The organism is Ralstonia sp. Ralssp110 (assembly GCF_047325135.1).
In the GTDB taxonomy this organism is placed as follows: Bacteria; Pseudomonadota; Gammaproteobacteria; order Burkholderiales; family Burkholderiaceae; genus Ralstonia; species Ralstonia mojiangensis.
The window spans coordinates 993,764-1,005,981 of record NZ_CP168610.1 but is presented as its reverse complement, the minus strand read 5'-3'; the positions used below and the strand labels follow the sequence as shown (position 1 = coordinate 1,005,981).

Below are 12,218 nucleotides of genomic sequence, written 5' to 3'. Positions count from 1 at the left end.
TGAGCTGGCCGGGGCGGCCAGCCCACACGGCCAGCGCGTCAGGTACGTCGACACGTTCGGCTCCGTGTGCAGACGGTGGCGCCTACGGTGCCACCATCGACACGCCGTATTGTGCAAAGATGCGCTGCAGCTCGCCGCTGGCGCGCAGCGCATTGAGCGCGCTCTCCAGCGCCTGCGCCAGTTCACGCTGATCCGCCTTGACAGCCATGCCGATTGCCCAGCCACGTGCTGGCAGCAGCGGCGACTGCAGTTCGGTCGCCACAAAGCGTGTGGCAGATTGGTTCTGCGCCTTCAGCGCACTTTCATATTGCGCCCGCGTCACCATTGCCGCGGCAATCTGGCCGGAGAACAGCGCGCGCAGGGCTTCGTTGGCCTCCGGATAGATCTTCACCTTGTCGCGCAGGGCACCGTTGGCGCTGGAAAGCAGCGCACTCGCACCACCCGATCCCTGCTCGGCGCCGGTCGCCTGGCCGGCGAGATCTTCGAAACTGCTGACCCTGTGGACGCGCTCGCTGTCATACACCAGCACATAGCCTTCGCGAAGGTACGGCGCGACGATCAGCACCTGGCCATTCTGGCGAATGAAATTCGGGTCGACCGGCACATGCAGCATCACGTCGGCCGGGCCGTACCCGAGGTAATGCCCCTTCCAGACCATGTTGCGCAGGTCGCCCGACATACCGTCGTCATCCGCATCAAAGGGCAGCAGCGATGCCGACAGCCCCATCTGCTTGCCGAGCGCATTGGCGAGCGCCACGTCGATGCCGCTGAACTGCCCACCGACGTTGTCGGAGAACGGCGGCAGGCCCTTGTACAGCGCGACCTTCAGGGCGCCACTCTGGCGGATCTTCGCCATGTCGGCGTGTGCGGGCACGGCGCTCACCATCATGGCAGCCGTGGCAAGCAGGAGGGTGGCAAGGCGGCGAAAAGCGCCGGCCGCAGCCAACCGAAAACGGGCGTTCATGAGACATCTCCAGGCGGAAGAAAAATGAGCGAGCCGATGCACGCGAAGGCAGGGACAGCACCGGCTCGCCAAGCTGCCAACTGTGGCAGGCCGACCTACTCCTGTACGCGGCGCGATTCCAAGTACGTCTTGATTGACCAGACCGCTTCCTGGGTCAGCACGCCTTCAAACGGCGGCATGTAGACGCGGCCGTCGCGGGTGCGCCCGTGGCGGACCGTGGCGGTGAAGTACTGCGACACCTCGCCATAGCAGGCTTCCTTCTTCTTGGCGTCGGCCAACGACATGCAGTCGGTGTCGAGCTTGCGCAGGTCGGGCGCGATCCCGCCGGAGATGGCCTCCAGCCCGTGGCAGCGGGCGCAGTTCTGGTTGAACGCGGAGGAGCCGATGCGCAGCGCTTCGTCGTGTGCGGAGCCCGTCCGGTATGGATTGTCCTGACGCCAATCGGCACCGAGTTGCGGTAAGGTGTGCGTGTCTACGGCCTGAGGCGTGACATCGCCGTGAGCGGATGCGGCTGTGGGCAATCCCCCGGCCAGAAGTGCGCAGGCAGAAAGCAGCGCGAGCAAGTTGCGAGGCGTTTTCAAGAGTGTCTCCTTGTTGTCGTTGAAACGATTTTTGGGAGGCATTTCTGCAAGAGCCATACCAAGGCGCAAACCTGCCGGAGGACACGGCCAACATCCGCCAAACGCTCCGGATCTCGGATGCATCGGTTGGCACAGGTGCTCAGGAATGCAACACCCTGGCAAGGGTCTTGCTTCATGGCGCAACACTTCCGGTTCGCATCCTGCTCAAATGAGGCGATCCGGGCGACCCGCACACAGATTGCGGGCGAGGTTTTAGGAGACACACCATGACCCCTCACGCGGCAGCCGACCCGCGCGCTTCCGAGAACGCCCCAGCCGCGCTCGGTGATGCCCCGAACGATCAGCCCGAACTGATCGCGCAGTCCCACGAGCGATCCAAGTCGTACGGCCTGCGGCCCTATGAGTCGCCCGACTTTTGCCCGGTGCTGCACAACGAGCTGAAAACCGAGATCGAGCGCAGCCAGTCGCTGTTCACGCATGCGCTGCCCGTGATGGAGACGCTCTACAGCCAGATCGTCAACACGCAGAGTATGGTGATCCTGACCGACACGTCAGGCCTGATCCTGCATTCGATGGGGGACGACGATTTCCTCGCTCAGGCCAGCAAGGTGGCGCTGCAGCCCGGCGCGCTGTGGTCGGAAGCGAGCCGCGGCACCAACGCCATCGGCACGGCGTTGGCCGAGAGCAAACCCACGCTGGTCCACGGCTCCGAGCATTACTTGCAGGCCAACCAGTTCCTCACCTGCTCGTGTGCGCCGATCTTCGATCCGTACGGCGCCACCGTGGGTGCGCTCGATGTGACGGGTGATCATCGTGGCTTCCACAAGCACACCATGGCGCTGGTGCGCATGTCGGCGCAGATGATCGAGAATCAGTTGTTTGCCAACACGTTCCAGGACGTGGTCTGCATCCACTTCCACTCACGCCCGGAATTCATCGGCACGCTGGTCGAGGGCATTGCGGCGTTCACGCCAGCGGGGCGCTTCCTGTCGGCCAACCGTAGCGGCGAATTCCAGCTTGGCCTGTCGATCCGCGCGCTGCATGCACATACCTTTTCCTCGCTGTTCGGGCTGTCGATGTCGCAGTTGATCGACCGGGAACGCACCGCAGCGGCAGGCATCGTGCAGTTGCAGTTGCCCAGCGGCGTGAAGGTGTTTGCGCGCGTCGAATGGAAACGGCCGGCCAGCCACATGGTGGGCGGCGCGATGGGCGCAGATCTTTCGATCGACCGCGACACGGCACCGCGCCGGGCCTACATCGAGCCATCCCGGCAACCGGCCAGCCTGGAGGCGCTGGATACCGGCGACGCGCAGATCCAGACCGTGATCGGCAAGCTGCGCAAGGTCATCGGCAAGGACATCCCTGTCATGGTCCTGGGCGAAACGGGCACCGGCAAGGAACTGCTCGCGCGCGCCATCCACGCCGACAGCCCGCGCCACGCCGGCCCCTTCATCGCCGTGAATTGCGCGTCGATTCCGGAAGCGCTGATTGAATCCGAACTGTTCGGCTACGAAGAAGGCGCCTTTACGGGCGCGCGCAAGAAGGGCGGCATCGGCAAGATGGTGCTGGCCAACGGCGGCACGCTCTTCCTCGACGAAATCGGCGACATGCCGCTGCACCTGCAAGCCCGCCTGCTGCGCGCGCTGCAAGAGCGTGCGGTTTCGCCGCTGGGGAGCAACAAGCTGATCCAGGTGGATGTGGCGGTCGTGTGCGCGACCCACCGCAACATGCGCGAGATGGTGGCCAGCGGGCAGTTCCGCGAAGACCTGTATTACCGCCTGAACGGGCTGGTCGTGCGCCTGCCTGCATTGCGCGAGCGCACCGACCTGGGCGTCGTAGCCGACAAGCTGCTGAAGCTCGAACAGGCCGACGCGCCCCCCATCAGCGAAGCCGTGATGCAAATGTTCCGCAGCTACCACTGGCCCGGCAACATCCGCCAGCTCGGCAATCTGCTGCGCACCGCCCGGCTGATGGCGGAAGGCGCGCCGGAGATCACCGAGGACCATCTGCCCGACGATTTTCTTGAAGACTGGCAGGCGCGGCATGGTGACCAGCCGGCTGCGAACGTGGCAGGGGCAGGCGCGGTGGCAGCGGCTGCGCCGCCTGTCGCTCAAACCGTTGGCGGCACGCAGCCCAAGCGGCTGGCCGATGTGGAGAGCATGGCCATCATGGCGGCCGTGAAGGCGCACAACGGCAACATCTCCGCTGCTGCCAAGGCGCTCGGCATTTCGCGCAACACGATCTACCGCAGGATCGACGAAGCCGGCGGCCTGCCCTCAGATACCGACTGACCACGCCGACGCACGGATGGCAGCGCCCAGCGCTTTCGCCATCTCGCCCACCGCGAGGTGCCCGCCAGGCACCCACACCAGCCGCGCATGCGGATTCGCTGCAGACAACCGCAGCGCATTGCCGGGTCGGCAAACGTTGTCTTTGCGCCCATGCAGCAGCGTGACGGGCAATCCCCTCGCACCGATGCGCGCAGCCGCCAGCAGCAACGCAGATTTCCCGAGCCCCGCCCGCCGATACAGGTAATGCGCCTGCAGCTGGTACTTGCGCACCAACGCCAGCTGCTCCGGCCACGTCTGGCGACGTGCCTGCGGACGCAATCCCAACAGCCGCTGTTCCGCGCGCTGCCACGCCCGGGCGATGTTCAATTTCTGAACAGTTGTACCAAGCTGCAACATGTCTGTTGCAACGAGAAGGCGACCACGGGCTGCGGGAAAACCCTCGCCTCGCCCATCGATGCTTCGCAAGAGATCACGGCCGGCGCCGCGCGCGTTGAACAGCGCCTGCACATCGTCGAAACCGGTCAGGAAAGCGCCGCGCAGCACGAGTGCCGATACGGCATCGGGAAAGCGATCGGCGTAGGCCAGTGCCAGCGCTGCGCCCCATGACCCACCGACCACGCCCCAACGCTCAATGCCAAGTGCGACGCGCAGTTGCTCAAGATCGGCCAGCAGCGCGGTCACCGTATTGCGCCGTAGCGTGCCCGCCGGCCGTGAACGCCCGGCGCCGCGCTGGTCCGGCAGCACGGCGCGATGCAGCAGCGGATCGAACCACGCGGCCATTGAAGGTGTGCAGCCGCTGCCGGGGCCGCCATGCAGCACCAGCCATGGTTCGCCGCTGTCGGGCCCGCATTGGCGCACATGCAGGCAATGGCCGTCCGGCGTGCGCAGATTGAAGCGGGCGGATGTGGTTGGCCAGTCGAAAGTGGGCATGGATGTTGCCTTGATGGCGATGCGGCTGTGTTCGGCAAACGCCTGCGTCAGCCGCTGAACAACGCAGTGCACTCACTAACTATGCCAACCCTCAAGGAGGAGACATGAACTGGACAACGCCCGCCTACACCGAACTGCGACTCGGGTTCGAGATCACCATGTACATCGCCAACCGCTGATGCTGCGCGGCTGAGCACGCAAGGCTCCACAAGCCCGCCGGTTCTTCACGGCGGGTTTTTTTTCGGCTCGCGGCTCGCACGCTTTCTCGCCATCCCCTGGCCGACTTCTTGCTCAATCCGCCCGACACGTTGGATCTGCATCATGACAATACTCAGGGTTCTCGGCTCGGCCGCCGGCGGCGGTTTTCCACAGTGGAACTGCAACTGTCGCAATTGCGATGGCGTGCGGCGCGGCACCGTGCGTGCCACCCCCCGCACGCAGTCGTCCATCGCACTCGGCGATGGCCAACACAACTGGATCGTGGTGAACGCCTCGCCGGACATCCTCGCGCAGCTGCGCAATTCACCGGCGCTGCAACCCGCGCGCACGCCGCGTGATACGGGCATCGTTGGCGTCGTGCTGATCGATGCGCAGATCGACCACGTGACCGGCCTGCTGATGCTGCGCGAGCATCGGCAAGCGCTGCCCGTCTATGCCAGCGCGGCGGTCATCAGCGATCTGTCCACCGCTTTCCCGCTCACACGCATGTTGTCGCACTACTGCGGTCTCGACACGCGCGCGCTCGCGTTGGACGGCACGGCGTTCTCAGTGCCTCCGCTTGACGACGTAGCGTTGACGGCGATCCCGCTGGAGAGCAAGGCGCCGCCCTATTCGCCCAGCCGCAATGCCCGCCGCGTGGGCGACAACATCGGCGTGCGCATCGTCGACAGAAAGAGCGGCCGGCGTGCGTTCTACGCGCCCGGCCTTGCCCGCGTCGAACCGCATGTGTTCGACGAACTGGGGGCGGCCGACGTGGTGCTGGTGGACGGCACCTGCTGGCAGGACGACGAGATGCTCGCCCTTGGTTTTTCAACCAAGACGGCAGGCGACATGGGCCACCTCGCGCAATCGGGCCCGGGCGGCATGATTGAAGTGCTCGACCAGTTGCCGGCAACGCGCAAGGTGCTCATCCACATCAACAACACCAACCCGATCCTCGATGAAGATTCGCCGCAGCGCCGCGAGTTGGAGGTGCACGGCATCGAGGTGGCTTACGACGGCATGGAAATCTCGCTATGACACATCCTGTTGCGTGGACGGCCGAAGACTTCGAAGCGCGGTTGCGCGCGAAGCAGGCGGGCTATCACATCCATCATCCGTTCAACCTGCGCATGCGCGCTGGCGAATGCACGCCGGAGGAAATCCGCACCTGGGTTGCAAACCGCTTCTACTACCAGGTCAACATCCCGCTCAAGGATGCGGCCATCCTGTCCAACTGCCCTGACCGGGCAACGCGGCGCGAGTGGATCGTCCGCATTCATGATCACGACGGTGACGAGACACGCCCCGGCGGCATCGAGAGTTGGGTGCGGCTGGGCGAAGCCGTGGGGCTCACGCGCGACGCACTGTGGTCTCACCGGTATCTGCTGCCGGGGGTGCGCTTTGCGGTGGATGCGTATGTGAACTTTGCGCGCCGTGCGCCGTGGCAGGAGGCGGTGTGCTCCTCGCTCACGGAGATGTTCGCGCCGGACATCCACAAGGAGCGGCTGGCCGGCTGGCCCGATCACTATCCGTGGGTGCAGCCGGAGGGACTGGCGTACTTCCGCTCGCGCATTCCGCTGGCCTCGCGCGATGTCGAGCACGGCCTGCGCGTGACCCTCGACTACTTCCGCACGCCCGAGCAGCAACAGCGTGCGTTGGACATCCTGCAGTTCAAGCTCGACATCCTCTGGTCGATGCTCGATGCCATCCAACAGGCCCACGCACATGAGCCCTCCCTTGCCTGATCCAGCCCACCCCATGCTGCACCGGACCTTCCGGCTGCAATGGGAAGACATGCAGCAGAGCTGGGTGCTGCTGTACCCCGAGGGCATGGTCACGCTCAATGACAGCGCGGCCGCAATCCTGCAGCGCTGCGACGGCGCCCATACCCTCGACATGCTGATCGACGACCTGCAATCCGCCTTTGGCGTGCAGGGCATCGCTCCGGAGGTCCACGCCTTTGTCAAACATGCATTTGAACGCGGCTGGCTCGTTTGAAGCCGAATCGCTGCTGGCGCCGGCAGCTGCGCCGATGCCTGGTCCGCCGCTCTGGCTGCTGGCCGAGCTGACCTACCGTTGCCCGCTGCATTGCGCCTTCTGCTCCAACCCGGTCGACTACACACGGCACGATCAGGAACTCACCACGGAGCAGTGGTGCGACGTATTCACTCAGGCGCGCGCGCTGGGCGCGGTGCAGCTTGGCCTGTCGGGCGGCGAGCCGCTATTGCGCAAGGATCTCGAAACGCTGGTGGCGCATGCGCATGGGCTCGGGTTCTACGTGAATCTTGTGACGTCCGGGGTGGGCTTGACCGACGCGCGTCTTGGTGCATTGCGCGCTGCGGGGCTCGACCATATTCAGTTGTCGTTCCAGGACTCCACGCGCGAGATGAACGACTTTCTGTCGAGCACGCGCACCTTCGATCTGAAGCGCCGCGTGGCCGATCTCATCAAGGCTCATGGTTATCCGATGGTGATGAACTGCGTGATGCACCGGCATAACCTGCCGCACGTGGGCGCCATCATCGACATGGCGCTGGAGATCGGCGCCGAGTACCTGGAACTTGCCAACACGCAGTACTACGGCTGGGCATGGGAGAACCGCCTCGCGCTGATGCCCACCCTGGAGCAACTGCGCGACGCCGAGGCCGTCGTAAACGACTACCGGACCCGCATTGGCAACCAATGCCAATTGCTTTACGTCGTGCCGGATTACTTCGAGCAGCGCCCGAAGAAGTGCATGAACGGCTGGGGCACAACATTCCTGGGCATTGCGCCGGATGGCGTTGCGCTGCCCTGCCATTCCGCGCGCATGTTGCCGGGGCTGGAGCTGCCCAATGTGCTCAGCCAGCCGCTGCGCGACATCTGGCGAAGCAGCGACGCCTTTCAGCGCTTTCGCGGCACGCACTGGATGCCGGAGCCGTGCCAGTCATGCGAATCGCGCGAGGACGATGCGGGCGGCTGCCGCTGTCAGGCGTATCTGCTGACGGGCGATGCGACGCGCACCGACCCGGTGTGCGGAAAGTCTGCAGATCACGGCGCGCTGCAGAAGGTGGTGCTGCAAGGCCGGATGGCTGCGATGAACGGCTTCGGGCAGATGCGGGACACCCGTACCGGTGAAGTGCCGATCATGTTCCGGACCGATGCCAATTCACGCCGGCTCACACAGCCGTAAAGCGCGGTCATAGAAGAAAAGAAAGGGCCGGACAATGCCGGCCCTCCTCCCTTGCAAGCAACGTAGAGACTTACGAGCCCGAACTTAGCACCCAGGCCACCAATTGCTTCGCCTCGTCTTCCTTGAGGTTGGGATGCGGAGGCATTGGAATGCGGCCCCACGTGCCCTTGCCGCCGTCTCGTACCTTCTGCGCCAGTCTGGTCGGCGCATCAGCATCGCCCTTGTACTTCGCGGCCACGTCGGCAAAGGCTGGGCCGACGATCTTGGCATGCATGCTGTGGCACGAGAAACAGCCGCTCCTGTCGGCCAGGGCCTGCATGTCAGGGGCGGCGTGGGCGGGTGCCGCGCCAATTGCTGCGCACGCTACCGCCAGCAACGAAAACACTCCATTACGCATGATCACGATCTGAAACTCCATGAAGCTGTGCGAGAGGCTGCGCGCCACACAGGGCGCACAGCGCTCAACTCAGCACGTCAGTTCTTGTGCAGCTTGAACACCCAAACCGAACCGCCCTGCTCCAGGAAGTTCACGCGCTTGGCCACTTCACCGCCCCACAGCGGCACTGCACCACCCCAGCCCGACACCACGGCCACGAATTGCTCGCCGTTGTCTTCCCAGGTGACGGGGGGCGCAACGATGCCGCTGCCGGTCTGGAATTCCCAAAGCTCCTTGCCGGTCTTGGCATCAGCCGCCTTCAGGTAGCCCTCGGGCGTGCCCCAGAACACCAGGCCGCCGGCAGTCGTCATCACACCACCCCACAGCGGCGCGTTGTTCTTGATCTGCCATTCGATCTTGCCGGTCTTCGGGTTGATCGCGCGCAGTGCGCCGATGTAATCCTCATTGAGTGGCTTGATGGTGAAGCCGGCACCCAGGTAGGCCGCGCCCTTCTTGTAGCTGACGGGCTCGTTCCAGATGTCCATGCCCCACTCGTTGGCGGGCACGTAGAACAGGCCGGTTTGCGGGCTGTATGCCATCGGCATCTGGTTCTTGCCGCCCAGGAAGCCGGGCTCGGCAAACACGGCCTTGCCCTTCTTCTCTTCACCCGTGGCCTGCGACGGATCGCCTGGGCGGTGGTCCGGTGCGTAGTTCGGGCGGCCGGTCTTGAGGTCGATGCTGGTGGCCCAGTTGACCTTCACGAACGGGAACGCGTTGAGCAGCTTGCCGGTCTTGGCGTCGTTCACATAGAAGAAGCCGTTGCGATCGGCCTTGCCGCCGACGCGCTTGCCGTCCATATCGAACGTCACGAACTCGTTCACGCCGTCGAAATCCCAGCCGTCGTTGGGGGTGTTCTGGTAGTGCCAGACGATCTTGCCGGTGTCCGGGTTGATGGCCAGCGTCGACGATGAATACAGGTTGTCGCCCTTGCGCAGGTGGCTGTTCCACGGCCCCGGGTTGCCGGTGCCGAAGTAGACGAGGTTGGTCTGCGCGTCATACGTGCCGCCCAGCCACGTCGATGCGCCACCGGTCTTCCACGTCTCGCCAGGCCAGCTCGCGTTGAGCGTGCCTGTCATGCCATTCTCGGTCTTGTTGCCGTCCTTGTCGTACTTGTAGCCCATGTGGCCTTCGACGGTCGGACGCGACCAGATCAATTGGCCGGTCTTGGCGTCGCGCGCTTCCACGCGACCTACCACGCCAAACTCGCCACCCGACACGCCCGTCAGCACCATGCCCTTCACGATCAGCGGTGCGGCGGTCGTCGAGTAGCCGGCGGCGTAGTCTTCGATCTTCTCTTTCCAGACGATCTTGCCGGTGTCCTGATTGAGCGCGATCAGTTGCGCATCCAGCGTAGAGAAGATGACGAGATTGTCGTACAGCGCGGCACCACGGTTGACGACGTCGCAGCAAGGCATGATGCCTTCCGGCAAACGCTGCTCGTACTTCCACAGCTTCTTGCCGGTCTTCAGGTCGATCGCGTAGATGCGCGAGTACGACGCCGTGACGAACATCTTGCCGTTGTAGATCAGCGGCTGGGCTTCCTGCCCGCGCTGCTTCTCACCACCAAACGAGAACGACCATGCCGGCACGAGCTGGCCGACATTTTTTGTGTTGATCTTGGTGAGTGTCGAGAAGCGCTGCCCTTGCGTACCCATGCCCCAGGTCAGCACGTCGTTCGACGATTTCGCGTCGTTCTCGATCATGGCATCGGTAACGGGGGGCGTTGCCGCGTGCACGGCAACGCTTGCAGCCGCCATGGCAGCTGCAAGTGCAATCACTCGTAGTGTCCTCATTCTTGTCTCCTCTACCTCTATTTATGGTCCAGGTCCGGCAGTGTGATGTCACACCGGTCGGACTCAGGGCAAATCCCGTGCCATCGAAAAACACCGGGAAATCGCGGTTTCAACCAGCTTGCAGTGCGGTGTTGCGTGCCATACCGCAACACATCGTGTGTTCTGTTGCGAAATGGAGCAGGGCAATGAACGCAGCACGCGACGACCGCGGCTTACAGCGCCCGCGAGCGCCCGCCCGGCAACATGCGCTGCACGCACCGCTGTGCGTCGAGCCATTGGTGCTTGATCACCCCGGCAACGTGGAAGGCAACCAGGCAGAGCAGCAGGTCGGCCGTCGTGCTGTGAACCGTGTAGAACATGTGCTGCAGTGCGCTGTCGACCCAACCCCAGCGGGGCAATGGCACGCCCCAGAAGCGCGTTCCGTATTGATTGAAAGAAGACCCGAGGTAGCCCGACAGCGGCATGACGACCATGCACATGTAGAGCAGGCGGTGGGTGATGCGCGCAAGCTCCGCCTCCCAGCAATGCAGCCCCGGAATTGACGGGGGCGCAGCACGGCGTATGCGCACGGCCACGCGCCACGCAATCACCAGCGCCGCCGTCAGGCCGAGCGATTTATGCAGATTCACCCAGGCAGCCTTGCCGGGCACGCCCTTGGCCAGACCCGTCATGTAGTAGCCCAGCCCAAACAGCCCGCATAGCAGCAAGGCGCTGACCCAATGCAAAGCGATCGGCAGGCCCGCGTAGGCCGGCGCGGGTGCGACGGAGGAGCGATCAGCGCGGCGCATCAAGACTGCCCACCGAGGTTGGATAGGTCACCACACCCCAGGGCAGCTTGTAGCCCGGGAGCGTATCGACGACCTCGCGCTTCTGCGCATCGATCACCTGCACACTGTTCGACCGGCCACAGGCGAGCAGCAGCTTCTGCCCTCCGGGCATGAAGCTGAAATGCCAGCAACGCTTGCCGACCGGAATGGCGGCCACCGGCGCGAAGGTGCGGGCATCGAACACCTGCAGCTGATCTGCGCGGCTGGCGGCCACCCAGAGGTATCGGCCGTCGCGGTCAAACGCGATGCCGTATGGTCCCTGCCCTGTGGGCACAGTCTTGATCGGCTTGAAAGCGGGGTCGAGCAATAACAGGTTGTTCGAGTTTTCCAGCGTCACCACATAGGTCTTGCCATCCGGCGCGATCTTGATGCCGCGCGGCCGATTGCCGAACGGCGCAACATCCACACGACGGATCTGCTTGAGTGTGGACAACTCATAGACACCGACCGTGTTGTCACCCTCGTTCGCCACCAGCAGCAACTTGCCCTCCGGTGAAAATTCGATGGCTTCGGTCTCGCGTGCAGCCTTGATGCGGCCAACCACGGCCCACTGGCTGAGATCGATGATTGCGACTTCGGCGGGGGCTTCGTCCTTCTCGCCTTCGTCTTTCCGGGCACCGTCGTTCTTGGCCGGCGGCCCACCTTCAGACGACGGCTCGTAGGTGACGAATGCCCGGCGGCCGTCGGGCGAGATGCGCATGAATTCGACATTCCTGCCGACTGCGATGCGTTTGATCTCCTTGCGTGTGGCCGTATCAACCACCGACACATCGGCGCTGCCCTGGTTGGCCGTCAGCAGCCAGCGGCCATCGGGGGTGACTGCAAGGCCGCGCGGGTCCTTGCCCACGGCAATCTCGTCAACCCGTTTGAGCGTGCGTGCATTCAGCACGGTCACGCCGCCGCCTTGATTCGTGACATAGGCGACGGGGTCCGGCACCTCTGCTACCGCCTGGAGGGTGGATACCAAACCCACGCTGATCAACGTGGCAATCCGGATGTAGTAGGTCAATGCATTCATGATCG

13 protein-coding genes are annotated in these 12,218 nt (G+C 64.2%); 6 read left to right on the top strand and 7 right to left on the bottom strand.

The features are described 5' to 3' along the window. Positions 1–82 precede the first annotated feature (82 nt). Both ACEN9T_RS13455 and pedF read right to left on the bottom strand, forming a co-directional pair. A complete protein-coding gene (locus ACEN9T_RS13455) occupies positions 83–964 on the bottom strand; it encodes a substrate-binding periplasmic protein (RefSeq protein ID WP_413707950.1) in 882 nt (293 codons plus the stop codon). Between the two features lie 95 nt (positions 965–1,059). Continuing rightward, the gene (gene pedF / locus ACEN9T_RS13450) at positions 1,060–1,545 is read right to left on the bottom strand and encodes a cytochrome c-550 PedF (RefSeq protein WP_092970658.1); all 486 of its coding nucleotides are present in this window, start codon (positions 1,543–1,545) and stop codon (positions 1,060–1,062) included. A 266-nt stretch (positions 1,546–1,811) separates the two neighbouring features. On the opposite strand from pedF, the gene ACEN9T_RS13445 reads away from it, so the two are divergent. Next, on the top strand, positions 1,812–3,836 hold the full coding sequence (locus ACEN9T_RS13445; RefSeq protein ID WP_413707949.1) for a sigma-54-dependent Fis family transcriptional regulator: 2,025 nt from the start codon (positions 1,812–1,814) through the stop codon (positions 3,834–3,836). On the opposite strand, the gene ACEN9T_RS13440 is transcribed toward ACEN9T_RS13445, so the two are convergent. Next, positions 3,822–4,766, bottom strand: a complete 945-nt coding sequence (locus tag ACEN9T_RS13440; RefSeq protein WP_413707948.1) for an alpha/beta fold hydrolase — start codon at positions 4,764–4,766, stop codon at positions 3,822–3,824. The genes ACEN9T_RS13445 and ACEN9T_RS13440 overlap by 15 nt on opposite strands. Before the next feature lie 104 nt (positions 4,767–4,870). On the opposite strand from ACEN9T_RS13440, the gene pqqA reads away from it, so the two are divergent. From pqqA to pqqE, 5 genes are all read left to right on the top strand, one after another. Beyond that, entirely contained in the window at positions 4,871–4,945 is a 75-nt protein-coding gene (pqqA, locus tag ACEN9T_RS13435; RefSeq protein WP_009277446.1) for a pyrroloquinoline quinone precursor peptide PqqA, read from the top strand. Positions 4,946–5,087: 142 nt separating this feature from the next. Next, the gene (gene pqqB / locus ACEN9T_RS13430; RefSeq protein ID WP_413707947.1) at positions 5,088–6,005 is read left to right on the top strand and encodes a pyrroloquinoline quinone biosynthesis protein PqqB; all 918 of its coding nucleotides are present in this window, start codon (positions 5,088–5,090) and stop codon (positions 6,003–6,005) included. After that, on the top strand, positions 6,002–6,712 hold the full coding sequence (gene pqqC, locus ACEN9T_RS13425) for a pyrroloquinoline-quinone synthase PqqC (RefSeq protein WP_252690949.1): 711 nt from the start codon (positions 6,002–6,004) through the stop codon (positions 6,710–6,712). Before pqqB ends, pqqC begins: the two co-directional genes overlap by 4 nt. After that, a complete protein-coding gene (gene pqqD / locus ACEN9T_RS13420) occupies positions 6,693–6,965 on the top strand; it encodes a pyrroloquinoline quinone biosynthesis peptide chaperone PqqD (protein WP_092969117.1) in 273 nt (90 codons plus the stop codon). The genes pqqC and pqqD overlap by 20 nt, the downstream gene beginning before the upstream one ends. Next, positions 6,937–8,139 carry a pyrroloquinoline quinone biosynthesis protein PqqE gene (pqqE, locus tag ACEN9T_RS13415; RefSeq protein ID WP_092969114.1) on the top strand — a complete coding sequence of 401 codons (1,203 nt, stop codon included), beginning with the start codon at positions 6,937–6,939 and terminating at the stop codon, positions 8,137–8,139. Before pqqD ends, pqqE begins: the two co-directional genes overlap by 29 nt. Positions 8,140–8,209: 70 nt before the next feature. On the opposite strand, the gene ACEN9T_RS13410 is transcribed toward pqqE, so the two are convergent. The 4 genes from ACEN9T_RS13410 to ACEN9T_RS13395 form a co-directional block, all read right to left on the bottom strand. After that, a complete protein-coding gene (locus ACEN9T_RS13410) occupies positions 8,210–8,542 on the bottom strand; it encodes a c-type cytochrome (RefSeq protein ID WP_092970654.1) in 333 nt (110 codons plus the stop codon). Positions 8,543–8,613: 71 nt separating this feature from the next. Then, entirely contained in the window at positions 8,614–10,368 is a 1,755-nt protein-coding gene (locus ACEN9T_RS13405) for a PQQ-dependent methanol/ethanol family dehydrogenase (RefSeq protein WP_092969111.1), read from the bottom strand. Between the two features lie 212 nt (positions 10,369–10,580). Next, positions 10,581–11,156, bottom strand: a complete 576-nt coding sequence (locus ACEN9T_RS13400) for a cytochrome b (RefSeq protein WP_092969108.1) — start codon at positions 11,154–11,156, stop codon at positions 10,581–10,583. Further along, entirely contained in the window at positions 11,143–12,213 is a 1,071-nt protein-coding gene (locus ACEN9T_RS13395; RefSeq protein WP_413707946.1) for a beta-propeller fold lactonase family protein, read from the bottom strand. The genes ACEN9T_RS13400 and ACEN9T_RS13395 overlap by 14 nt, the downstream gene beginning before the upstream one ends. Positions 12,214–12,218: the final 5 nt, after the last annotated feature.

Bases quoted from the DNA above. Each gene is read 5' to 3' on its own strand.
- pqqD (WP_092969117.1), top strand. From the start codon at position 6,693: ATGAGCCCTCCCTTGCCTGATCCAGCCCACCCCATGCTGCACCGGACC.
- pqqC (WP_252690949.1), top strand. From the start codon at position 6,002: ATGACACATCCTGTTGCGTGGACGGCCGAAGACTTCGAAGCGCGGTTG.
- ACEN9T_RS13455 (WP_413707950.1), bottom strand. From the start codon at position 964: ATGAACGCCCGTTTTCGGTTGGCTGCGGCCGGCGCTTTTCGCCGCCTT.
- pqqB (WP_413707947.1), top strand. From the start codon at position 5,088: ATGACAATACTCAGGGTTCTCGGCTCGGCCGCCGGCGGCGGTTTTCCA.
- ACEN9T_RS13395 (WP_413707946.1), bottom strand. From the start codon at position 12,213: ATGAATGCATTGACCTACTACATCCGGATTGCCACGTTGATCAGCGTG.
- ACEN9T_RS13445 (WP_413707949.1), top strand. From the start codon at position 1,812: ATGACCCCTCACGCGGCAGCCGACCCGCGCGCTTCCGAGAACGCCCCA.
- pqqE (WP_092969114.1), top strand. From the start codon at position 6,937: ATGCATTTGAACGCGGCTGGCTCGTTTGAAGCCGAATCGCTGCTGGCG.
- ACEN9T_RS13405 (WP_092969111.1), bottom strand. From the start codon at position 10,368: ATGAGGACACTACGAGTGATTGCACTTGCAGCTGCCATGGCGGCTGCA.
- ACEN9T_RS13440 (WP_413707948.1), bottom strand. From the start codon at position 4,766: ATGCCCACTTTCGACTGGCCAACCACATCCGCCCGCTTCAATCTGCGC.
- ACEN9T_RS13400 (WP_092969108.1), bottom strand. From the start codon at position 11,156: ATGCGCCGCGCTGATCGCTCCTCCGTCGCACCCGCGCCGGCCTACGCG.